Source organism: Bacillus cereus group sp. MYBK108-1 (genome assembly GCF_051917185.1).
Classification (GTDB): domain Bacteria; phylum Bacillota; class Bacilli; order Bacillales; family Bacillaceae_G; genus Bacillus_A; species Bacillus_A cereus.
Map to the genome: position 1 here is coordinate 94730 of NZ_JBQAHZ010000005.1, position 21867 is coordinate 116596.

Below are 21867 nucleotides of genomic sequence, written 5' to 3' on the forward strand. Positions count from 1 at the left end.
GTGAAACCGATACAGGTAGAAAGAGAAATCTTTCGTTATGAACAAGGAGCGTTTAAGCATATAGAGGACAGCATTGTAACAGAGTTTCCTGTCACCATTAAAATGAACGGGCAGGAGTTTGTTACAATGGTTAGTACTCCAGAATATATAGAAGATATGGTAATAGGCTTCTTAGCGTCTGAAGGAATCATTCGGAAGTATGAAGATATTGATAGCATATGGATGCAGGAGAAAGAAGGCTTTGTGCATGTAACAACGACAAAAGTAAATCCGTATTATGAACAAATGCAAAATAAACGCTATATTACGTCTTGTTGTGGTATGAGTAGGCAAGGGTTTGTTTTTGCAAATGATGCACTAAGTGCAAAAAAAATGAAGGGTGTCCATGTACAGGTTACGGCAGAGGATTGTTTTCGGTTAATGAAAGAAATGCAGCAATCTGCGGATACGTTTCATCATACTGGTGGGGTTCATAATGCAGCTTTATGTGATGTGAATGGTATTATTTTAAGCCGAATGGATATTGGTAGGCATAATGCACTAGACAAAATTTACGGTTATTGTTTAAGAAACGATATTTCTATAAAAGATAAAATCATTGTTTTTAGTGGTCGTATTTCTTCGGAAATATTATTGAAAGTTGCAAAAATCGGTTGTGAAATTATACTATCAAAATCAGCTCCAACTGAGTTAGCTTTGCAACTAGCGGAAGATTTAGGTATTACGACAATAGGATTTATTCGTAATCACTCCTTAAATGTATATACCCATCCAGAACGTGTTTTAAATATAAAATAAAAGTGAGGCAATGAAGATGAAATCAGTTACATTAGACAAGTTGCAACGTCCGTTAAAGGATTTACGTATTTCAGTTACTGATCGCTGTAATTTTCGCTGCCGATATTGTATGCCAGAAGAAATATTTGGTCCTGATTACTCGTTTTTGTCTAATGATAAAATTTTATCTTTTGATGAAATTGAAAGGATAACACGTATTTTCGTTTCTTTAGGTGTGAGAAAATTACGGATTACAGGCGGAGAACCGTTACTTCGAAGAGGGCTTCCAAAGCTTATTGAGCGCCTTAATAAAATTGATGGTGTAGAAGATATCGGTTTAACAACCAATGGATCGTTACTTAAAAAGTTTGCTCCTGATTTATATAAGGCGGGACTATCACGTGTAACAGTTAGCTTAGATTCCTTAGAAGAAGAGCGGTTTTTCTATTTAAATGGTAATAGGAGCAAAGTGCAAAGGGTTCTGGAAGGAATACAGGCTGCAGCTGAAGTTGGAATGAAAATTAAAATAAATATGGTCGTTCAAAAGGGAAAAAACGAACAGGACATTTTGCAGATGGCGCAATATTTTAAGGAAAATAAGCATATTCTTCGTTTTATTGAGTATATGGATGTTGGAAATTATAATGGTTGGGATTTAAAAGAGGTCGTCTCTAAACAAGAAATAGTAGATACGATTCATCAAGTTATGCCGTTAGAACGGATAGAAGCAAATTATTCTGGTGAAGTGGCTACTAGGTATCGTTATATAGGAAGCGATGAGGAAATAGGTATTATTTCATCAGTAACAGATTCTTTTTGCTCATCATGTACGAGAGCTCGTATTTCTGCAGAAGGAAAATTATATACTTGCTTATTTGCTTCTAAAGGAAATGATTTAAGAGAATTGCTTCGTTCTGAACATACAGATGAGGGCATTACAGATGTAGTACGCGATATATGGAATAATAGGGAAGATCGTTATTCAGATGAACGCTTAAATCATACAAATAAGAAAACAATACCTAAAATTGAAATGTCACATATCGGTGGTTAATATATAAAGCTAGCGTCATAGTGAAAAATGGAAAATTTACAAGAGTTGTGGATTTTCTATTTTATAGTAAAAGTGATGATTGATATCTCTGTAAAAGATGTGCAGAGAAATTAAGCAGCATTCAAAAACCTTTATTTTGAGGAGGTTTTTTGAAGCTGCTTTTTTATTTGGAGAAAATGGAGGAATGGGTAATGGCATTTCATAAGCCGGAACAAATTGCTGAGCTTGTCATTGAGGCCGGTGTTCAAAAAGTAAGACAGACATTGCCAGCGATGCTTATTCTCGGTTTTTTAGGAGGAGCGTTTATTGCGATAGGTTTTTTACTTAACATTCGAGTTTTAGGGAATTTACCTGAGCGCTGGGGAAGTCTAGTGAATGTTTTAGGAGGAGCAGTATTTCCTGTTGGACTCATGCTCGTAGTATTAGCAGGAGGAGAATTAATTACGGGAAATATGATGTCACTGTCTATGGCGCTTTATGCAAAGAAAATTACATTGATAAGTGTACTGAATAACTGGGTTTGGATTACTCTCATGAACTTTATTGGGGCAATTTTCGTTGCGTATTGCTTTGGACATCTTGGCGGATTAACAGAGGGAGAGTATTTAAATAAAACGGTAGCGATAGCGGAAGGGAAGTTACATGAATCATTTGGGAGAACTTTGATTTTAGCAATTGGTTGTAATTGGCTCGTTTGTCTTGCTCTTTGGCTCGCTTACGGGACGAGTGATTTTGTCGGGAAAATCATCGGAATTTGGATTCCAATTATGGCATTTGTAGTGATTGGATTTCAGCAAGTAGTAGCAAATATGTTTGTCATTTCCGCTGTTATTTTTGCTGGTCATCTAACGTGGATGGATCTGGCTAAAAATTTTGTTCCTGTTTTTATCGGAAATGTAATTGGAGGAGCTGGGTTTGTTGGTTTTGCTTACTTTGCTTGTTATCAGAAACAACATTCTAATATGAAATAGAGTTCTTGAGAGGAAGGGTATGTAATGGCTGATCGGTATTCACGACAACAGTTGTTCAAACCAATTGGGAGTAAAGGACAAGAAAAAATTCGAAATAAACATGTGTTAATTGTAGGGGCAGGCGCATTAGGAAGTGCAAGTGCCGAAAGTTTCGTACGTGCAGGTGTTGGCAAGTTGACGATTATCGATCGTGACTACGTTGAATGGAGTAATTTACAAAGGCAACAATTGTACTCTGAACAAGATGCGAGAGAGAAAATGCCGAAAGCAATTGCTGCAAAAAATCGGCTAGAACAAATTAATTCGGAAGTACAAATACATGCTTTCGTAATGGATGCAACTTCAGAAAATATGGAAGGTCTATTAAAAAATGTAGATGTAATCATTGATGCAACAGATAATTTTGATATTCGATTTGTAATAAATGATTTATCACAAAAACATAATATTCCGTGGGTATATGGTTCTTGCGTTGGATCATATGGTATGAGTTATATAATTATTCCGCAAGAGACACCGTGTTTACATTGTATGCTGAAAAATATCCCTGTTACAGGTGTGACGTGTGATACTGCTGGGATTATTAGCCCGACTGTTCAAATCGTCGCAGCATATCAAGTGGCAGAAGCGCTCAAAATTTTAGTGGAAGATTTCTCAGCAATTAGAAAAACATTTTTCATGTTTGATATATGGAGTAATCAAAATCATTTTATAAAATTAGGGAAAATAAAAACAGACGCTTGTCTCTCATGCGGTTTGAATCGAACTTATCCTTATTTATCATACGAAAATCAAACGAAAGCAGCTGTTTTATGCGGAAGAAATACAGTTCAAATTAGAACAGTAGACAATAGGAAATACAATTTTGATGATATAGAAAAAGTATTAAAAAAACTGGGAAAAGTAGATCGGAATCCGTATTTACTATCTTGCCAATTCGATGATTACCGCATCGTTTTTTTTCGGGATGGTCGTGTTTTTATTCATGGTACAAATGATATTTCGAAAGCGAAACAACTATATTATCGCGTATTCGGTTAATAGAGAGGGTGTCAACAATGGAAAGAAGAGTGCCAATTACGGTTGAAGAAGCTGTTCGTAAAGTGATGGGATTTGCTGATAAGGGCTTAAAGGAGCTATTACCAATTGAATTAGCTTATGGACGTATATTAGCAGAGGATTTAGTAGCTGACCATGATGTACCGTCATTTAATCGTTCGCCGTATGACGGATTTGCTATTCGAGCAGAAGATACTAATTTAGCAAGTTATGAAACGCCAATTGTATTTGAAGTAGTGGGTGAAATTGGTGCAGGATCGCTATTCCATGAGAAAGTAGGTCCATTTCAAGCAGTTCGAATTATGACAGGAGCACAAATTCCGAATGGATGTGATGCGGTTGTTATGTTAGAGCTGACTCGTCAATATGAGAAGAATGGCAACAATTATATGGAAGTGAAGCGATCATTCAAAACGGGCGACAATATTTCTTTTCAAGGTGAAGATGCTCGTAAAGGAACAGTTCTTGCAAAGAAGGGATCGTACATTAATCCAGGTATTTCAGCTCTTCTTGCTACATTCGGTTATAGTGAAGTACCAGTTGCGAGAAAGCCTGTAATTGGACTGTTAGCGACTGGGAGTGAATTACTGGATGTCAATGATTCATTACAGCCAGGGAAAATCCGAAACAGTAATACGTACATGATATTGTCTCAAATTCGAAGAGCGGGCGGAAGAGTAAAATATTTTGGGAAGTTTAGTGATGATTTTAATACGTGTTTTACAGCTGTGAAAGAAGCGCTTGGCCAAGTAGATATGTTAATTACAACGGGCGGTGTATCAGTAGGAGATTATGATTATTTACCAGCTATTTACGAAAAGTTAGGTGCATCTGTTCTTTTTAATAAAGTTGCAATGCGACCAGGAAGTGTTACGACTGTAGCACAATTAAATGGCAAGTTATTATTTGGTTTATCAGGGAATCCATCAGCTTGTTACGTAGGGTTTGAATTATTCGTAAGACCGTGTATTCGGACGTATATGTTTAGTGAAAAAGTACATTTAAAAAGAGAAAAAGCGTTATTAGGAGAAGATTTTCTAAAACCGAATCCATTTACAAGATTTGTACGAGCAAAATTGCAATATGATGAGGGGAAATTAATCGCTTATCCATCAGGGTTTGATAAATCTAGCTCAGTTTCTTCATTGGCAGAATCCAACGCGTTTATCGTATTGCCGGGCGGGACAAGAGGATATAAAAAAGATATGTTTGTCGATGTTCTTTTATTAGAAGATAACGAAGGTAGTGAATGGCCTTGGACATTTCATAAAGTGAGAGGTGGTTTTAATGGGACAAGTGCTATTTGAGATTGTAGATAAACCGATTTTAGTTGAAGAAGTAACGAATAAAGTCGCAAGAAGGGAAGCAGGTGCGATTACAACATTTATTGGTACGGTGAGAGAATTAACAAAAGGAAAACGAACGCTACATTTAGAGTATGAAGCATATAAACCGATGGCAGTAAAACAACTTATGAGAATTGGTGAAGAAATTAGTGAAAGATGGCTGGATGCAAAAGTAGCAATTACGCACCGTGTAGGGCGGCTAGAAATAATGGATATTGCGGTAGTCATTGCAGTTTCATCACCGCATCGTAAAGTAGCTTATGAAGCGAATGAGTACGCGATTGAACGTATAAAACGAATCGTTCCAATTTGGAAAAAAGAATTTTGGGAAGATGGAACGATGTGGGTTGGAGATCAACTTGAAAACACACCTTATCCAGAAGGAAAACCAAAGAAGGAAGAATGAGAAAATGATTACAATTTTACTGTTTGCAAATTTGCGTGAGGAAGTTGGATCGGATCGATTAGTAATTTCAGAAAAGCAAGAAATGACAGTGCAGCAATTAAAAGAATGGCTCAAAGCCAGCTATTGTTTACAATCGCTGGATAAAGTGATGGTGGCTGTTAATGAAGAGTTTGTAATGAATGAAGAGATGATAAAAGCCGGAGATATAGTCGCATTAATCCCACCCGTTAGCGGGGGATAATAAGCTTTTTCACCAGATGAAGTGCCAAGAAAATGTTGTATATAAATTAGAATAAGAGAAGGGATGAGTTCTATGCTTACTCAAGAACAAATAATGAATGCATTAAAACATGTAGAGGATCCAGAGTTACACAAAAGTGTTGTAGAATTAAATATGGTTAGAAATATACAAATGAACGGAACAGAGGTTAAACTTGAAGTAGTACTAACAATCCAAGGTTGTCCGTTAAAAGCAAAAATTCAACAAGATATTGAAGAATCGCTTCACGCAATTGGTGCCTCTAAAGTGGAGGTAACATTTGGTTCTATGACACAAGAAGAACGTGCAGCTTTAACAGAGAAGTTAAAGCGAAATACTAGAACAGAAACTGGTATGCCGAGCATGCTTCACCCGGATTCAGAAGTACGTTTTATTACTGTAACGAGCGGAAAAGGCGGAGTTGGAAAATCAACGGTGACAATTAATCTTGCAACTGCACTAGCTCGTATGGGCAAAAAAGTGGGGATATTAGATGCAGATATATATGGTTTTAGTATTCCAGCTATGATGGAAACGAATAAGAAACCAACGATGATTGATCAAACGGCAATTCCAGTCATTAGTCACGGTGTTAAAATCATGTCGATGGGATTCTTTACAGAAGGAAATAACCCAGTGATGTGGCGCGGACCGATGCTAAATAAATGGATTCAAAATTTCCTTGCGAATACGCACTGGGGAGAATTAGATTATTTATTGCTTGATTTACCACCAGGTACAGGAGATGTTGCGATTGATGTTGCAGCGATGATTCCGCAAGCGAAAGAAATAATTGTTACAACTCCGCACAATATAGCTTCATTCGTTGCTTCAAGAGTTGGTGTAATGGCAAAACATACGAAGCATGAGATTTTAGGTATTGTGGAAAATATGGCTTATTATGAAGAACAAGATGGATCGAAAAATTATCTCTTCGGAAAAGGCGGCGGCGAAATGCTTGCAGAACAATTGCAAACAGAAGTAATTGCCAAAATACCTTTTGCGAAACGTGAAGAAAATAATGGTTCATCTGTATATGATGAAGATTCTCTTGTTGGAGAAGTGTTTACATCGTTAGCTGAGGATATTATTTATAGAGGATAGAGGGGGAAGTTTAGTATGGCATGTAACATTGATCATTCTACTGAAGATGTGATGAATAAGCTTGAAAGTCAAAAGAATTTTTTACCTGAAGGGATCTTTAAAGAGTTAAAGAGTTTTTTGCAAGGTATTCATTCACAGAAATTATTAAATGATGTTTTTCACCTCCTAAAAAAGTATGATTTAGTCAGTGAGGAAGAACGAGAGACGAGAAACGCACAATTGTTGTACATTTTGAATTAAGTACTCTTTGGCTTTAGAATTTTTTCAGAAGGGGTGAATGTGATGGATATGAAAAAGATGATTGAAACGATAGAAGTAACTAGAGTGACTGACGAGGAATTATCGATTTCGAATTTACATCCAAAGCTTGTGAAGTTGTATAGTCAAAAAGATAGTGCAGAGTATACGAAGCTATTAAAATATATTTTATCATTATCCGTACAGCTGAAGCTGAATCTTGTATTGAAATATTTTGGTGTACGTCCCATTGTTGCTGCAGACGAGCGGGTGCAATTTCAAGAGATATTTAAATGCTTAGCTAAGAAAGATGAGAATGGGGAATGGTTTCTAAATTTTGTTTCTTTATATGTAGGGCTAATTGTAGTTCTTCGTTTTGATGAGAAAGTGATTGAGAGCAATTTTTTTGATGATATGGTAGTGGATGAATGTAATGAAATATAAGATTCTACTCATAACATTTTTCTATATTAAATGCTTTAACTGCGATTTTAGTTGGTTATGTAAATATGAAGGTAACTAATTAAGAAAAAGGAATGAAACTAGTTGGATAAAAAGAGTTCTTCAGTTGTTTCCGTCGTTTTTTCGTGTTACTATTAATCGAATTTTTCATAAGGAGAGAAAGCGATGAAATGGATTTATTTTCTTATTATTAACGTTATAGCTTTTAGCCTTATGGGGCTTGATAAACGAAAAGCAAAGAAGAAACAGTGGAGAACGCCAGAAAGTACGTTGTTTTTATCGGCGGCAGCTGGAGGAGCAGTTGGAGCTTGGATCGGCATGTATATGTTTCATCATAAAACTCATAAAAAGAAATTTGTTTTCGGCATACCGTTACTTGTTGTAATAACGGTATGTTTATTATTCGTTGTATGAGAAATGTCGAAAGAAATGCAGATTGATTATTGGTAAAGTGAGCATGTGAGACCGTATAATGGAGAAAAAATGAGAAGAGGAGAAAAAGGAAGATGGGGAGTCAATCAGCAGAGCAAAAAAAAGGGATACTATACGCGGCTGGTGCTTACACGATGTGGGGAATCCTACCGATTTATTGGAAATGGGTTGAGGAAGTTCCAGCAGATGAAATATTAGCACACCGCATCGTTTGGGCATTTGTTTTTATGTTACTCGTATTAGGTGTTACGAAGAGGTTTCGTCAGTTTATTGGGGAATTTGTGAATCTTTTTAAACGACCTAAATTATTAATGTCATTAACAATAGCTTCAGTCTTGATTAGCGGAAACTGGTTTGTTTACATATGGGCCGTTAATCATAATCATGTTATTGAAGCGAGTCTTGGCTATTATATTAATCCGCTTATTAGTATTTTACTTGGTACAGTCGTTTTAAAGGAAAAGTTAAACTTCTGGCAATATGTTGCAGTTGGTTTAGCTGGAGTGGGGGTTATCATTTTAACAGTGCGTTTCGGATCTATTCCGTGGGTTTCTCTTTCACTTGCCTTTTCATTTGGATTATACGGATTAACGAAAAAACTGTTAAACTATGATGCTACAATTGGACTTACGATGGAAACGATGTTAGTGACACCGCTTGCAATCATTTATCTTGTTATGACAGGCGCCCATGGTTTCGGCTCATTTGGATCTATTTCAATGTTATCGACATTACTATTAATAGGAGCAGGTATTGTTACAGCTCTACCACTTTTTTATTTTGCAAAAGGAGCCCAACTTATTCCGCTTTATATGGTAGGTTTTTTACAATATATTGCACCAACAATTAGCTTAATTTTAGGTGTATTCGTATTTGGTGAACATTTCACATCTACTCATATGATTGCATTTTTCTGTATATGGGTTGCATTATTTGTATTCTCGGTAGCGAAGACTAAGTTTTTAGTGCAGAAACAACCGAAATTTATAAAAAATAAATCAGCAAAAGTATCATAATGCGTAGTATTTTCTACGCATTTTTCTTTATACTTATATTATATAGAATTTCCATTATAGTCAGTAAGGAGCTGAGAATATGGAAACAATTTTACATAATGATCCGCTTATGGCAGCTGTAATTTCATGGTTTTTAGCACAATTAACGAAAGTAGTCTTCAAATTAGTTAAAACAGGTGAATTTGATTTTGCAAAGTTTTTTGCTTCAGGTGGGATGCCAAGTTCTCATGCTTCAACAGTTACAGCGCTTGCTACAGGAGTTGGAGTAGTGGAAGGTGTGGAAAGCTCGATGTTTGCGGTTGCTACAATTTTTGCCATTATTGTTATGTATGATGCTTCAGGAGTAAGGCTTGCAGTAAGTAAACAAGCAAAAATATTGAATGACTTTTTTCACGGTAGAGAAACAGAATATAAGAAGTTAAATGAACTTGTTGGGCATACACCGTATGAAGTAGTAGTCGGTGCTTTATTAGGGATTATTGTCGGAGTAGGGTATTGTTTATGAGCAGAACATTTTATATGTTCTGCTTTTCTTTGTTTTTATACATATTCAGCTACCTTTTTGAATATCGTTATACGGATTTCGAAAGGGTGGGTGAGCAACTTGTTATTATATGAAAAAGTGCATGAAGAAATAGCGAGAAGAACAACTGCACTTCAAACAATGCAACGGCAAGATGGTACGTGGCGGTTTTGTTTTGAAGGAGCGCCACTAACAGATTGTCATATGATTTTTTTATTAAAATTATTAGGTAAAGATAAAGAGATAGAACCGTTTGTAAAAAGATTAGCATCACTCCAAACAAATGAAGGAACATGGAAATTGTATGAAGATGAAGTGGGTGGTAATTTATCTGCTACAATTCAATCTTATGCTGCCTTACTTGCATCGGAAAAATATACAAAAGAAGATGTGAATATGAAGCGAGCGGAAATGTTTATAAATGAGCGCGGTGGGGTAGCGCGTGCTCATTTTATGACGAAGTTTTTATTAGCGATTCATGGAGAATATGAATATCCTTCTCTCTTTCATTTGCCAACACCAATTATGTTTCTGCAGAATGATTCCCCTCTCAGTATTTTTGAACTGAGTAGCTCAGCACGTATTCATTTAATTCCGATGATGTTGTGTTTAAATAAAAGATTTCGAGTAGGGAAAAAGTTATTGCCAAATTTAAATCACATTGCAGGCGGGGGCGGAGAATGGTTTCGGGAGGATCGGTCTCCAGTTTTTCAAACGTTAGTAAGTGACGTGAAGAAAATTATAACGTATCCACTTTCTTTGCATCATAAAGGATATGAGGAAGTAGAACGTTTTATGAAAGAGCGTATTGATGAAAATGGAACATTATATAGCTACGCAACTGCCTCGTTTTATATGATTTATGCTTTACTTGCATTAGGACATTCTATTCAATCACCAATTATTCAAAAAGCTATAACGGGAATCACATCTTATATATGGAAGATGGAGAGAGGGAGCCATTTGCAAAACTCTCCATCAACTGTATGGGATACAGCTTTACTCAGTTATGCTTTGCAAGAAGCTCAAGTTCCGAAAGCAAGTAAAGTGATTCACAATGCATCAGCATATTTACTAAGAAAACAGCAAACGAAGAAAGTAGATTGGAGTGTACATGCACCGGATCTCTTCCCGGGTGGTTGGGGCTTTTCGGATGTGAATACGACGATTCCAGATATTGATGATACAACTGCTGCGTTAAGAGCATTGGCGCGAAGTAGAGGGAACGAAAATGTAGACACTGCTTGGAAGCGAGCGGTTAATTGGGTTAAAGGATTGCAAAATAATGATGGTGGTTGGGGGGCTTTTGAAAAAGGGGTAACGAGCCGTATATTAGCAAATTTACCAATCGAAAATGCAAGTGATATGATTACAGATCCTTCTACACCAGATATTACAGGAAGAGTATTAGAATTTTTCGGAACGTATACGCAAAATGAATTGCCCGAGAAACAAAAACAAAGTGCGATAAATTGGTTAATGAATGTACAAGAGGAAAATGGATCGTGGTATGGGAAATGGGGAATTTGTTATATATATGGTACGTGGGCAGTGTTGACTGGTTTACGGTCACTAGGAATACCATCTAGCGATCCATCAGTGAAACGAGCAGCTTTATGGCTTGAACATATACAGCATGAAGATGGTGGCTGGGGAGAATCTTGCCAAAGTAGTGTGGAAAAAAGATTTGTTACTTTGCCATTTAGTACACCATCCCAAACAGCATGGGCGTTAGATGCCCTCATTTCTTACTATGATAAAGAAACGCCAGTCATTCGAAAAGGTATTTCATATTTGCTCTCCAACTCTTATATAAATGAAAAATATCCTACTGGAACAGGTTTACCAGGTGGGTTTTATATTCGTTATCATAGTTATGCTCATATATATCCATTGCTTACTTTGGCTCATTATGCAAAAAAATATAGAAAATAAACCGAGAGATGTCTCTCGGTTTATTTTGTTGGGTAGTAGGTCCCTTTTGAAAAGAATAAGGTTGTGATGTACCTTATTTTTCGGTTGATTGGCGCTTTTGACGTGCATCAGCGGCATTTGCACGTGCGTTTGCTTCTAAGTCATTGTGGTCAGCGAGTTCGCGAGAGAACTCAACATCAATGCCATCAGTTGCTTTACTTTGTTTGAAATTCTTTTTGTTCATTCGACACAATCTCCTTGCGTTTATGCGACGTTGCAAAGTTAGTTTGACACAAATAGACTTTTTTATACAAAGAGGAATTGGAAAGCAAGGAGCCGAAATATACAGTATAAGTAATAGAAATGGGGGATAGGAATGGAGTTTTTAAATGGGAAAACAGCTGTTGTAACAGGAGCTGCACAGGGAATTGGAAAAGAGATTGCAAGGGTTTATGCAAAACTAGGGGCGAAAGTATTAATTAGCGATGTAAATGAAGAGAATCTACAAAAAACGACACGTGAGTTATCAGATGAAGGATATGAAGTGTGCTCATATCGATGTGATGTGAGTAATCAAAATGAAGCAAAGTCGTTAATTGAATATGCGGTTCAAAAATTTGGTACATTACATATTTTGGTGAATAATGCTGGAATTACAAGAGACGCAATGTTACATAAAATGGAGAAAACTGCTTGGGAACAAGTATTACAAGTGAATTTAACTGGAGTTTTTTATTGTATGCAACCCGCGCTTCTTTACATGAGACAACAAGGGTATGGACGCATTATTAATATATCTTCAATTAGTAGAGAAGGAAACATAGGTCAAGCAAATTATGCGGCTACAAAGGCAGGAGTTGTAGGATTAACGAAAACAGCAGCGAAAGAAGTTGGAAGTTTCGGTATTACTTGTAATGCGATTTGTCCGGGGTTTATGGATACAGATATGACCAAAACGATACCAGATAAAGTGAAAGAAAAGATGGTTGGCGCTATTCCAGTTGGTAGAATTGGAACGCCAGAAGATATTGCGAACGCAGCAGCCTTTTTAGCATCAGAATACGCATCTTATATTACAGGTGAAGTATTAAATGTGAGCGGAGGACTGCAAGTTTAAAGGAATACATAATGAAAAGAACCTGACCAGGTAGGTCAGGTTCTTTCTCATTAATTTAAGTTAAGCCAAACGCTCTTTACTTCTGTATAGTTATTTAATGCGTAAGATCCCATTTCACGGCCAAGACCAGATTGTTTAAATCCTCCAAATGGAGATGCTGCATCAAAGACGTTATAGCAGTTTACCCATACTGTACCTGCACGTACTTTACTTGCAACATAGTGTGCTGTTTTAACATTTTCTGTCCACACACCAGCCGCTAAGCCGAATTGTGATTTATTTGCACGTTCAATTACTTCATCAATATCGTTAAATGGTATTGCAGAAATAACTGGACCGAAAATTTCTTCTTTTGCGATCGTCATTTCATCATTTACGTCAGCGAATACTGTAGGAGAAACGAAGTAGCCTTGATTGAATGGATTACTTCCTCCGCAAAGGACTTCAGCGCCTTCTTCAATCCCTTTTTCAATGTAGCCCATTACACGTTTTTGTTGTTCTTCGGAAACGAGAGGGCCAATTGTTGTTTCAGGGTTAAGACCGACACCTTGATTTAGTTTTTTAGAATAGAGGACGAGATCAGCCATGACATTATCATACATTTTCTTCGGAACAAATAAGCGTGATCCAGCAGAGCATACTTGTCCTTGGTTAAACATAACACCAGAAAGTGCACCAGGAATTGCGCGAGATAAATCAGCATCTGGCAATATGATATTTGGTGATTTACCGCCTAATTCAAGTGTAACGCGTTTTAATGTTTCGGATGCTTGTCGCATAATTTGTTTACCGACAGGAGTAGAACCGGTAAATGCAATTTTATCAACGAGTGGATGATTAACGAGAGCTTGTCCAGCTGATTCACCGAATCCAGGTACGATATTAATAACACCTTTCGGGAATCCAGCTTCTTCAATTAATTCAGCTAAGTATAGAGCAGATAGTGGAGTTTGTTCTGCAGGTTTTAAAACGATTGTACATCCTGTAGCAAGCGCTGCTCCCATTTTCCACATTGCCATAAGAAGCGGGAAGTTCCAAGGGATAATTTGACCAACGACACCAACAGCTTCATGGCGTGTATAGTTAAAGTAATCACCGGAAACAGGAATTGTTTGACCAACGATTTTCGTAGCCCATCCAGCGTAATAGCGCATATGCTCAATTGCAAGTGGTATGTCTGCTGCCATTGTTTCACGGATTGGCTTTCCGTTATCTAATGTTTCGAGCTGTGCAAGCTCTTCTTTATGTTCTTCCATTAAATCAGCTAACTTGTACATGAGACGGCTTCGCTCAGCGGTGCTCATACGAGACCAAGGACCTTCGTCAAAAGCCATACGAGCTGCGACTACAGCTTTATGAATATCTTCGCGACCAGCTTCAGAAACGACGGCAAGTGTTTCACCAGTTGCTGGGTTAGGTGTTTTAAATGTTTTACCGGAAGCGCTTTCAATGAAAGATCCATTCACATATAACTTTTTTGTACCTTGAAGAAATTTCTCTACCTTTTCATGAAGATTTACAGCTAGTTGACTCATTGTATAACCCCCTTGAAAATATAATGTAAACGCAGTACGAGACGGCGCTTATTCCGAAATCAAGGATGTGGAAACTAGATGGAAAGCCTCTAATTAAAATCATAATTAAGAAATACTGAAAATTCAAATTTCATTTGTGTTACAATTGTAAAAAATATGTAATGTAAGAGAATCTTCTATATGATTATAAAAAATCCTGCTTGTTTTTGCTTTCTAGTAGGAAAAACTAGAAGAACAATGGTACAATAATACATCGTGAGAGGAGGGGTAAAAATGAAAGATTATCATGATGATCCACGCTTTCGAATAGCCCATAGAGAAGCGTTAATTGGTCTTGGACTTGCTATTATTAATTTTATAATATGGTACGGATTTGCTTATGGGCTTGGTAGTAAAAATCCGAATGAATATACATATGTATTAGGTTTTCCCGCATGGTTTTTTTATAGCTGTATCGTTGGATTTATCGTTATGGTTATTTTACTTAGTTTAGTTGTTCGTTTTGTATTTCAAGATATTTCACTCGATGAGGAAGAAAAAAGTGAGGAATAATAGATGAATTGGTATGTAATCATTCCAATGATAATTTCGTTTATCGTTGTATTTTTAATTGGTGTATATGCTTCAAGACGTGTGCAAGCAACTGCTCATAATAAATTTTTACAAGAATATTTTCTTGGTGGGCGTGAGCTAGGCGGTTTATTATTAGCGATGACAATGATTGCTACGTACGGTAGTGCAAGTAGCTTTATTGGTGGCCCTGGTATTGCTTACAATATGGGTCTTGGATGGGTACTGTTATCTGCGATTCAGGTTGTAACAGGCTATATCGTTTTAACGGTTATCGGTAAAAAGTTTGCAATTATCGCTAGGAAGATGGAAGCAATTACTCTTATCGATTATTTAAAAGGGAGATACAATAATAAAGCAGTTGTTATACTTTCTGCGTTATGTATTATTATCTTTTTATTTTCAGCGACAGTAGCCCAGTGGGTCGGTGGTGGACGATTAATCGAGTCACTAACGGGTCTATCGTATACAACAGCACTATTTTTATTTACTTTTTCTGTACTTGTGTACGTATTAATTGGTGGATTTCGTGCAGTTGCTCTATCAGATACATTATTAGGAATCATTATGTTAGTTGGAACGACAATCATTTTAATTGCTACTGTCATTGCTGGTGGTGGAATTGAAAAGATTATGCAGGAACTTGTTCAAATTAATCCAAAGTTAATTACACCATTCGGAGCAGATGGCAGTTTAACGAAATCATATGTTACATCATTTTGGATTTTAATTGGAATTGGCGTTGTCGGCTTACCGCAAATTAGCGTGCGTGCCATGTCTTATAAAAATTCAAAAGCGATGCATCAAGCTTTAATAATTGGAACCGTTGTCGTTGGCACAATTATGATCGGTATGCATTTAACTGGTGTATTTGCAAGAGTAGTACTTCCAGGTATAACGGTACCAGATAAAGTAATGCCGCTACTTGCGATGGAAGTGTTACCTCCTTGGTTAGCTGGAGTTTTCTTAGCTGCACCGATGGCAGCGATTATGTCTACAGTAAACTCTTTATTATTACTTGTAAGCTCGTCAATTATTAAAGATATATATGTAAATTACATAAATAAAGATGCAGCAGACAGTACGATAAAAAAAGGAAGTTTGTGGATTACTGGTATTGTAGGACTACTCGTTTATGCAGCGGCGATTAAACCACCAGATTTTTTAATATGGCTAAATTTATTTTCTTTCGGTGGATTAGAAGCAGCATTCATTTGGCCAATCGTATTAGGGTTATATTGGAGGAAAGGAAATGCTACAGGAGCGCTTGCGTCTATTTTAGTTGGGGTAGGCTCATATATGTGTATTCATCTTTTCTATCCAAATCCGTTCGGTATACATACAGTTGTCTTCCCGATTTGTTTTGCGTTTATCGCTTATGTTATTGGAAGTATGAGTGCTGTAAAAAAAACAGTATAGGTTAGCTGAAGAACGTAGTCCTTATAAGACTGCGTTTTTTCGTATGAATTTGTTCTTTTTTATTCTGTATATCCACGGTTATTCATAAATTAATAACAACTGAGGGGATGGAGTTGAGGTCGATGAAAAAAGTGTTATTTTTAGGAGACCCAGGAATTGATGACTCTTTAGCAATTATGTATGGATTGTTGCATCCTGATATTGATATTGTTGGTGTAGTAACGGGATATGGAAATGTAACACAAGAAAAGGCGACAAGTAATGCCGCATATTTATTGCAAATGGCAGGACGGGAAGATATACCTGTTATTAATGGTGCGAAAATTCCTTTATCCGGAGATATTACGACGTATTATCCAGAAATTCATGGGACAGACGGTTTAGGGCCAATTAAACCTCCAAAAACTTTTTCACCAAATATAAAGCCTTTTTGTACATTTTTTGATCTTCTTGAAAAATATAAAGGAGAATTAATAATAGTCGATGCTGGTAGATCAACAACATTAGCGACAGCATTTATTTTAGAAAAGCCGATGATGAAGTATGTGAAAGAATATTATATAATGGGCGGTGCTTTCTTAATGCCTGGCAATGTAACACCAGTCGCAGAGGCGAATTTTCATGGTGATCCCATTGCGTCACAATTAGTTATGCAAAATGCCAAAAATGTGACATTAGTGCCACTTAACGTTACATCTGAAGCAATTATTACACCGGAAATGGTAAAATATATTACGAAACACTCTAAAACGAGTTTTAATAAGTTAATCGAGCCGATATTTACGTACTATTATAAAGCTTATAGAAAGTTAAATCCGAAAATAAAAGGAAGTCCAGTACATGACGTCGTTACAATGATGGTTGCGGCAAATCCATCCCTTTTAGATTATGTATATCGTCGTGTCGATGTAGATACAGCTGGAATTGCAAAAGGAGAGAGTATTGCTGATTTTCGGCCTCAACCTGATGCAAAAGCATTAAAAAATTGGGTGCGAATTGGTTGGTCGTTACATTATAAAAAGTTTCTTGAGGATTTTGTGAAATTTATGACGTAGACATAATAGGAGCATACAAGTTAAAATAATGGAGATGGTTATGTAAATGACCATCTCCATTATTTTGTTTTTAAATGATAAATAGAGAAGAGTTACACAATAGGAGAGGAATTTTACTTGAAAAAAACTATAGTATGCGCAGTAATTGTGGGTATTTTTGTTTTGCTAATATCGGGTAACTTTTTAGTGAAAAAAGTGTGGAGTTCAAATAATGATGATGCACAGTATATTGCATCTTTTATTGAAGAACATAAAGATGAAAAAAATAGTGCGCTTCTAGTAAAGAGAAATGATAAAGTTGTTTATTCTGTAAACCCAAATGTTGTATTGCCAGTTGCTAGTACGATGAAATTAATTGTGGCGCTTGAATATACGAAACAAGTTACTGAAGGGAAAATTGATTCTTCTAGTTTCGTGTCGATTAATGATGTGAATCGCTATTATGTGCCGAATACAGATGGTGGTGCACAAGATAGATGGCAAAAGTATTTGGAGAAGACGGGCAAGATAACTGAAGGAGCGGTTTCTTTAGAAGAAGTGGCAAAAGGAATGGTTAAGTTTAGTTCGAATGCAAATGCTGAATACTTAATGGAATTGTTAGGATTAGATAACATCAATCGAAATTTACAAAGTTTATCACTTCCTGCACATCAACCACTATTTCCAATCGTTTCATCTTTGTATATCCCGGGATATTTGCATAAAGAATTACATGTTCCAAAATATAAAATAGAGAAAAAGTTAAAAGAAATGTCTCAAGAGCAATATCGTGAATATGCGATGATTATTCATGAACGCTTAAAGAAGAAGGGACCATTATTACAGAAGGAAATTCCGCTTTATTTAGAGGAACGTTACGACAAAATTTGGTCAGATAGATTACCAGCAGCTTCTGCAAATGATTATATGGTATTACTTCAAAAGGCAAACCATAAAGGTGGCTTGACAGAAGCTGAAGAAAAAGTGTGGGCAAATATCGTTGAAACAGACATGAGTGCCAAGAAATACCGTAAAACATTTAGACATGCTGGGCAAAAGAATGGTTATACACCATGGACGGTTACAAAAGCAGTTTACGCTATGGATAAACGTGGAAACTGTACGGAGATTGTGTTTTTGGCGAATAATTTAAATGAAGACGATAGTGCAGAAATACGGAAACATTTAGCAAACTTACATTTCCAAGTGTTGCAAAGTGATAAGTATGATGCGACTTTTATTAAATAAACTCGGTGCAGAGAGCACCGAGTTTATTTTTATGTACAAGCACTTTTTTTCTATCTCTGGGTATGATGGGTAGTAATACTTAGGTGAGAGGGGAAAAGGTGATGAAACAAAGTAAAGAAGAGTTTATAAAGAGTGAAGGCGCTGATTTCCCTGGGAAAACATATGTGGATTGTGTATTACAACATGTATTTCATTTTCAACGAAATTACTTATTGAAAGATATGTTTCAAGTGCATAAAGCACATATTACGATGCTGACGGAAGAAAATTTAATGAAAAAGGAAGAAGCTAAAGTTATATTGCACGCATTAAAAAAGGTAGAGGGAATTCCAGAAGAGCAATTGCTCTATACAGAGCAGCATGAAGATCTCTTTTTTTTAGTCGAACATTTAATTTCTCAAGAAGCGAAATGCGATTTTGTAAGTAATATGCATATTGGTAGAAGTAGAAATGATATGGGTGTAACGATGTATCGCATGAGTTTAAGGCGGTATATATTACGATTAATGGAACATCATTTGCTATTGCAAGAAAGTGTACTGCAACTTGCTGATGATCATAAGGAAACGATCATGCCAGCTTATACACATACACAACCGGCACAGCCAACAACATTTGGTCATTATACTTTAGCAATTTATGATACGATGCAAAGAGATTTAGAACGAATGAAAAAAACGTACCAGCTTTTAAATCAGTCTCCAATGGGGGCGGCTGCACTCTCTACAACAAGTTTCCCGATTAAACGAGAACGAGTTGCTCATCTACTTGGATTTGCAACTGTAATTGAGAACTCATATGATGCTGTTGCCGGAGCGGATTATTTATTAGAAGTTAGCTCGCTACTTATGGTAATGATGACGAATACGAGTAGATGGATTCATGACTTTTTGTTGTTAGCAACGAAAGAATATGACGGTATTACTGTTGCAAAGCCATATGTACAAATCAGTAGTATTATGCCGCAAAAACGAAATCCGGTTTCAATTGAGCATGCTCGTGCAATTACGAGTAGTGCTTTAGGAGAAGCATTTACAGTGTTTCAAATGATTCATAATACACCATTTGGTGATATTGTCGATACGGAAGATGACTTGCAGCCATATTTATATAAAGGGATTGAAAAGACTATTCGTGTTTTTTCTATTATGAATGCAGTCATTCGAACGATGAAAGTAGAGGAAGAAACGTTGAAAAATCGTTCCTATAAACATGCAATTACGATTACAGATTTCGCAGATGTGTTAACGAAAAACTATGAGATTCCATTTCGGCATGCTCATCATGCAGCAAGTACTATTGCAAGTATGTCATTGGAGCAGAAAAAGGAACTTTATGAATTGCATTTGAAAGACGTAAATATATACTTACAAGAAAAGTTTAATATAAATCTATTAGAAAAAGAGTGGAAAGAAATTATATCGCCAGAAGCTTTTATTCAAAAAAGAAATGTATACGGTGGACCGAGTAAAAAAGAAATGGAACGCATGATCAAAAATCGAAAAGAGTCATTTCGAAAAGAAGAGGATGTATTTGAAAAGGAAAGACAGAGAATTTTACAAGCTGAAAATACTTTAAATACATTAGCTTTGAATATTATTGAATCGTAAAAGAGGGATTTAATGAATTAATCGCCAATACTTAATTAAAATATAAATAGAGAGAAGAGATTGTCGATGATTCAATTACATGTATATGAAGAGATTTTTCATTTTAAAGAAGATGTTACACCATTTCTAGAAAAGAATGAGCAGGAAAACAATCTCATATTAGGTGTATTACAAATGGTCCAAGAACCGATATTTATGGGGATAGCGAAACAAGGAGAAGAAATTGCGGTTGTATTTCTGCAAACAGAAGAGAAGAAACAAATCATTGTTGCAACTTCTGAAATTGCGGGAGTAACTATTGAGGAACTTGCAAAAGAATTAACGAAAGTATATCCGGATATTCCTGGATTGATCGGTAATAAGAAAATTGTACAGAAATTAGCGAAAGAGATTGCAGTATTAGAAAATAAAAAAACCCATGTTGCAATGGAGCAAGGTGTGTATGAGTTGAACAGAGTAAAGAAGAAGTGTAATGCGAATGGACTTTTTCGAGCGGTAAATAATGATGAATTACCATTAATAGAACAGTGGATATATCAATTTTGTGAAGATGTAAAGCTTCCTACTACGAAAGAAGAAGCAAAACAAACTGCATATACATTAATAACTACAAATCGACTGTTTGGTTTGGAAGTGGATGGGAAACTCGTTTCTGTAGCTGCAAAAACGAGACCAACTAAAAATAATATAACAGTTAATTTTGTATATACGCCGAAAGAAGCAAGGAAAAAGGGATACGCATCTAAGTGTGTAGCGGCACTTAGTCAACGTATGTTAGATGAAGGGTACAAGACGACTACGTTATATACTGATTTAGCGAATCCGACATCGAATAAAATTTATCAAGAAATTGGTTATGAGCAAATTGCGGAGTCTGTGCTTATATTTTTAGAGAAGTAGAACAAAAAGGCGTGCTATTTTAGCACGCCTTTTTGTTATTCATCGATTCTAATAACCTCGCCTTGAGGGAAGTCCTCAGTTTCTAGTAAGTTACGAATAGCTTTCGCAACATATTCAGGTGATAATAGTTTTCCTTCTTCTTTTAATGCAATGAAGCGGTCCAAATTTATGAAATCTTCTTTATTTGTTTCGCGAATTTGTGATTGCATATTTGTATCAACAACGCCAGGTGCAAAAGCGACGATTTTTACTGGATATTCTTTTTCCACTTCTTCAGTTGCTACGCACTGTGTAAACATATTTACACCAGCTTTCGTTGTACAATAAGCGCCCCAGCCAAAGTAAGGATTTTTTCCTGCGCCAGATGAAATGTTAATAACGCGTTTATCTGCTTTCCAGTCTTTCGTATGTTTCATAAACGTAGATGTAAGAATCATAGGTGCAAGTAAATTAATGTGAACGTTCGTAATGAATTGTTCGCTTTCTGCTTTTTCAATTGGTTTCATAGGTGCAACTGTACCCGCATTATTAATTAAATGAATAGAGGATACATTGTCTTTTTTAATAGATGAAATGATCTCTTTAAAGTTAGTTTCTAAGTTATGTACATCTTGAAGATCTAGGGAATGAAAAATGCAATTGCTGTTATATTGCTCTGCAAGTTTTGTAAGCTCTTGATTTTCTCTTCTAGAAATAGAGATGACAGTTGTATTTTTTTCTAATAATTGCGTAGCGATTGCCTCACCTAAACCTTGTGAAGTTCCTGTTATGATAACGTAGCGCATAGTTTTATAAACCCCTCTCATATGTGCGGAATTTTGTTGGACAACGTACATTGTATAGTTTGTCTACATTTTATAGTATAGAGCACTTT

The 21867-nt window shown here is 36.2% G+C and carries 24 protein-coding genes; 21 read left to right on the top strand and 3 right to left on the bottom strand.

Features of this window, described 5'->3' with window-relative positions:
• From fdhD to ACTFSL_RS10380, 14 genes are all read left to right on the top strand, one after another.
• Positions 1 to 798, top strand: a complete 798-nt coding sequence (gene fdhD, locus ACTFSL_RS10315) for a formate dehydrogenase accessory sulfurtransferase FdhD (RefSeq protein ID WP_000802681.1) — start codon at positions 1 to 3, stop codon at positions 796 to 798.
• 16 nt (positions 799 to 814) lie between these two features.
• Positions 815 to 1831 carry a GTP 3',8-cyclase MoaA gene (moaA, locus tag ACTFSL_RS10320; RefSeq protein ID WP_135278059.1) on the top strand — a complete coding sequence of 339 codons (1017 nt, stop codon included), beginning with the start codon at positions 815 to 817 and terminating at the stop codon, positions 1829 to 1831.
• Positions 1832 to 2022: 191 nt separating this feature from the next.
• Positions 2023 to 2802 carry a formate/nitrite transporter family protein gene (locus ACTFSL_RS10325; RefSeq protein ID WP_000863998.1) on the top strand — a complete coding sequence of 260 codons (780 nt, stop codon included), beginning with the start codon at positions 2023 to 2025 and terminating at the stop codon, positions 2800 to 2802.
• A 24-nt stretch (positions 2803 to 2826) separates the two neighbouring features.
• Positions 2827 to 3843 carry a molybdopterin-synthase adenylyltransferase MoeB gene (locus ACTFSL_RS10330; protein WP_000785259.1) on the top strand — a complete coding sequence of 339 codons (1017 nt, stop codon included), beginning with the start codon at positions 2827 to 2829 and terminating at the stop codon, positions 3841 to 3843.
• 17 nt (positions 3844 to 3860) lie between these two features.
• On the top strand, positions 3861 to 5168 hold the full coding sequence (locus ACTFSL_RS10335) for a molybdopterin molybdotransferase MoeA (protein WP_000442200.1): 1308 nt from the start codon (positions 3861 to 3863) through the stop codon (positions 5166 to 5168).
• On the top strand, positions 5149 to 5613 hold the full coding sequence (gene moaE / locus ACTFSL_RS10340; protein ID WP_000531881.1) for a molybdopterin synthase catalytic subunit MoaE: 465 nt from the start codon (positions 5149 to 5151) through the stop codon (positions 5611 to 5613). Before ACTFSL_RS10335 ends, moaE begins: the two co-directional genes overlap by 20 nt.
• A 4-nt stretch (positions 5614 to 5617) precedes the next feature.
• Positions 5618 to 5854 (top strand): molybdopterin converting factor subunit 1, encoded by a 237-nt coding sequence (moaD, locus tag ACTFSL_RS10345; RefSeq protein ID WP_000628500.1) that lies wholly within the window; start codon positions 5618 to 5620, stop codon positions 5852 to 5854.
• Positions 5855 to 5926: 72 nt separating this feature from the next.
• On the top strand, positions 5927 to 6976 hold the full coding sequence (locus ACTFSL_RS10350; protein ID WP_135278057.1) for a P-loop NTPase: 1050 nt from the start codon (positions 5927 to 5929) through the stop codon (positions 6974 to 6976).
• 15 nt (positions 6977 to 6991) lie between these two features.
• The gene (locus ACTFSL_RS10355) at positions 6992 to 7216 is read left to right on the top strand and encodes a group-specific protein (RefSeq protein WP_135278055.1); all 225 of its coding nucleotides are present in this window, start codon (positions 6992 to 6994) and stop codon (positions 7214 to 7216) included.
• A 42-nt stretch (positions 7217 to 7258) separates the two neighbouring features.
• Positions 7259 to 7657 carry a hypothetical protein gene (locus tag ACTFSL_RS10360; protein ID WP_000367300.1) on the top strand — a complete coding sequence of 133 codons (399 nt, stop codon included), beginning with the start codon at positions 7259 to 7261 and terminating at the stop codon, positions 7655 to 7657.
• A 183-nt stretch (positions 7658 to 7840) separates the two neighbouring features.
• Positions 7841 to 8089 carry a DUF1294 domain-containing protein gene (locus tag ACTFSL_RS10365; protein WP_000871349.1) on the top strand — a complete coding sequence of 83 codons (249 nt, stop codon included), beginning with the start codon at positions 7841 to 7843 and terminating at the stop codon, positions 8087 to 8089.
• Positions 8090 to 8181: 92 nt separating this feature from the next.
• Entirely contained in the window at positions 8182 to 9123 is a 942-nt protein-coding gene (gene rarD, locus ACTFSL_RS10370) for an EamA family transporter RarD (RefSeq protein ID WP_000535539.1), read from the top strand.
• 79 nt (positions 9124 to 9202) lie between these two features.
• On the top strand, positions 9203 to 9628 hold the full coding sequence (locus tag ACTFSL_RS10375; RefSeq protein ID WP_000447820.1) for a divergent PAP2 family protein: 426 nt from the start codon (positions 9203 to 9205) through the stop codon (positions 9626 to 9628).
• 99 nt (positions 9629 to 9727) lie between these two features.
• On the top strand, positions 9728 to 11581 hold the full coding sequence (locus ACTFSL_RS10380) for a terpene cyclase/mutase family protein (protein WP_000928145.1): 1854 nt from the start codon (positions 9728 to 9730) through the stop codon (positions 11579 to 11581).
• A gap of 73 nt (positions 11582 to 11654) precedes the next feature.
• Here the strand turns inward: ACTFSL_RS10380 and ACTFSL_RS10385 are convergent, their stop codons facing one another.
• A complete protein-coding gene (locus ACTFSL_RS10385; protein WP_001035815.1) occupies positions 11655 to 11804 on the bottom strand; it encodes a YfhD family protein in 150 nt (49 codons plus the stop codon).
• A 132-nt stretch (positions 11805 to 11936) separates the two neighbouring features.
• Here ACTFSL_RS10385 and fabG point away from each other — a divergent pair, with 132 nt between their 5' ends.
• A complete protein-coding gene (gene fabG / locus ACTFSL_RS10390) occupies positions 11937 to 12677 on the top strand; it encodes a 3-oxoacyl-ACP reductase FabG (protein WP_440041659.1) in 741 nt (246 codons plus the stop codon).
• 50 nt (positions 12678 to 12727) lie between these two features.
• Here the strand turns inward: fabG and dhaS are convergent, their stop codons facing one another.
• On the bottom strand, positions 12728 to 14212 hold the full coding sequence (dhaS, locus tag ACTFSL_RS10395; RefSeq protein WP_000080282.1) for an aldehyde dehydrogenase DhaS: 1485 nt from the start codon (positions 14210 to 14212) through the stop codon (positions 12728 to 12730).
• 273 nt (positions 14213 to 14485) lie between these two features.
• Between dhaS and ACTFSL_RS10400 the strand changes: the two genes are divergently transcribed.
• The 6 genes from ACTFSL_RS10400 (at position 14486) to ACTFSL_RS10425 (ending at position 20993) form a co-directional block, all read left to right on the top strand.
• Entirely contained in the window at positions 14486 to 14764 is a 279-nt protein-coding gene (locus tag ACTFSL_RS10400; RefSeq protein WP_000656239.1) for a YhdT family protein, read from the top strand.
• 3 nt (positions 14765 to 14767) lie between these two features.
• On the top strand, positions 14768 to 16201 hold the full coding sequence (gene panF, locus ACTFSL_RS10405; protein WP_001104820.1) for a sodium/pantothenate symporter: 1434 nt from the start codon (positions 14768 to 14770) through the stop codon (positions 16199 to 16201).
• Positions 16202 to 16323: 122 nt separating this feature from the next.
• Positions 16324 to 17256, top strand: a complete 933-nt coding sequence (locus tag ACTFSL_RS10410) for a nucleoside hydrolase (RefSeq protein WP_000756458.1) — start codon at positions 16324 to 16326, stop codon at positions 17254 to 17256.
• 117 nt (positions 17257 to 17373) lie between these two features.
• Complete coding sequence (locus ACTFSL_RS10415; protein ID WP_000751366.1) at positions 17374 to 18483, top strand: serine hydrolase; 1110 nt, start codon at positions 17374 to 17376, stop codon at positions 18481 to 18483.
• Positions 18484 to 18584: 101 nt separating this feature from the next.
• Positions 18585 to 20093 (top strand): argininosuccinate lyase, encoded by a 1509-nt coding sequence (gene argH / locus ACTFSL_RS10420; RefSeq protein WP_135278047.1) that lies wholly within the window; start codon positions 18585 to 18587, stop codon positions 20091 to 20093.
• Between the two features lie 66 nt (positions 20094 to 20159).
• Complete coding sequence (locus ACTFSL_RS10425; protein ID WP_119683798.1) at positions 20160 to 20993, top strand: GNAT family N-acetyltransferase; 834 nt, start codon at positions 20160 to 20162, stop codon at positions 20991 to 20993.
• A gap of 35 nt (positions 20994 to 21028) precedes the next feature.
• Here ACTFSL_RS10425 and ACTFSL_RS10430 read toward each other — a convergent pair whose 3' ends face one another.
• A complete protein-coding gene (locus tag ACTFSL_RS10430; protein WP_440041661.1) occupies positions 21029 to 21778 on the bottom strand; it encodes a (S)-benzoin forming benzil reductase in 750 nt (249 codons plus the stop codon).
• Positions 21779 to 21867: the final 89 nt, after the last annotated feature.

What these genes read in the sequence shown, in the direction of transcription:
- moaA (WP_135278059.1), top strand. Translation starts at nt 815, where the DNA reads ATGAAATCAGTTACATTAGACAAGTTGCAACGTCCGTTAAAGGATTTA.
- ACTFSL_RS10325 (WP_000863998.1), top strand. Translation starts at nt 2,023, where the DNA reads ATGGCATTTCATAAGCCGGAACAAATTGCTGAGCTTGTCATTGAGGCC.
- ACTFSL_RS10330 (WP_000785259.1), top strand. Translation starts at nt 2,827, where the DNA reads ATGGCTGATCGGTATTCACGACAACAGTTGTTCAAACCAATTGGGAGT.
- ACTFSL_RS10335 (WP_000442200.1), top strand. Translation starts at nt 3,861, where the DNA reads ATGGAAAGAAGAGTGCCAATTACGGTTGAAGAAGCTGTTCGTAAAGTG.
- moaE (WP_000531881.1), top strand. Translation starts at nt 5,149, where the DNA reads ATGGGACAAGTGCTATTTGAGATTGTAGATAAACCGATTTTAGTTGAA.
- moaD (WP_000628500.1), top strand. Translation starts at nt 5,618, where the DNA reads ATGATTACAATTTTACTGTTTGCAAATTTGCGTGAGGAAGTTGGATCG.
- ACTFSL_RS10350 (WP_135278057.1), top strand. Translation starts at nt 5,927, where the DNA reads ATGCTTACTCAAGAACAAATAATGAATGCATTAAAACATGTAGAGGAT.
- ACTFSL_RS10355 (WP_135278055.1), top strand. Translation starts at nt 6,992, where the DNA reads ATGGCATGTAACATTGATCATTCTACTGAAGATGTGATGAATAAGCTT.
- ACTFSL_RS10360 (WP_000367300.1), top strand. Translation starts at nt 7,259, where the DNA reads ATGGATATGAAAAAGATGATTGAAACGATAGAAGTAACTAGAGTGACT.
- ACTFSL_RS10365 (WP_000871349.1), top strand. Translation starts at nt 7,841, where the DNA reads ATGAAATGGATTTATTTTCTTATTATTAACGTTATAGCTTTTAGCCTT.
- rarD (WP_000535539.1), top strand. Translation starts at nt 8,182, where the DNA reads ATGGGGAGTCAATCAGCAGAGCAAAAAAAAGGGATACTATACGCGGCT.
- ACTFSL_RS10375 (WP_000447820.1), top strand. Translation starts at nt 9,203, where the DNA reads ATGGAAACAATTTTACATAATGATCCGCTTATGGCAGCTGTAATTTCA.
- ACTFSL_RS10385 (WP_001035815.1), bottom strand. Translation starts at nt 11,804, where the DNA reads ATGAACAAAAAGAATTTCAAACAAAGTAAAGCAACTGATGGCATTGAT.
- fabG (WP_440041659.1), top strand. Translation starts at nt 11,937, where the DNA reads ATGGAGTTTTTAAATGGGAAAACAGCTGTTGTAACAGGAGCTGCACAG.
- dhaS (WP_000080282.1), bottom strand. Translation starts at nt 14,212, where the DNA reads ATGAGTCAACTAGCTGTAAATCTTCATGAAAAGGTAGAGAAATTTCTT.
- ACTFSL_RS10400 (WP_000656239.1), top strand. Translation starts at nt 14,486, where the DNA reads ATGAAAGATTATCATGATGATCCACGCTTTCGAATAGCCCATAGAGAA.
- panF (WP_001104820.1), top strand. Translation starts at nt 14,768, where the DNA reads ATGAATTGGTATGTAATCATTCCAATGATAATTTCGTTTATCGTTGTA.
- ACTFSL_RS10410 (WP_000756458.1), top strand. Translation starts at nt 16,324, where the DNA reads ATGAAAAAAGTGTTATTTTTAGGAGACCCAGGAATTGATGACTCTTTA.
- argH (WP_135278047.1), top strand. Translation starts at nt 18,585, where the DNA reads ATGAAACAAAGTAAAGAAGAGTTTATAAAGAGTGAAGGCGCTGATTTC.
- ACTFSL_RS10425 (WP_119683798.1), top strand. Translation starts at nt 20,160, where the DNA reads ATGATTCAATTACATGTATATGAAGAGATTTTTCATTTTAAAGAAGAT.
- ACTFSL_RS10430 (WP_440041661.1), bottom strand. Translation starts at nt 21,778, where the DNA reads ATGCGCTACGTTATCATAACAGGAACTTCACAAGGTTTAGGTGAGGCA.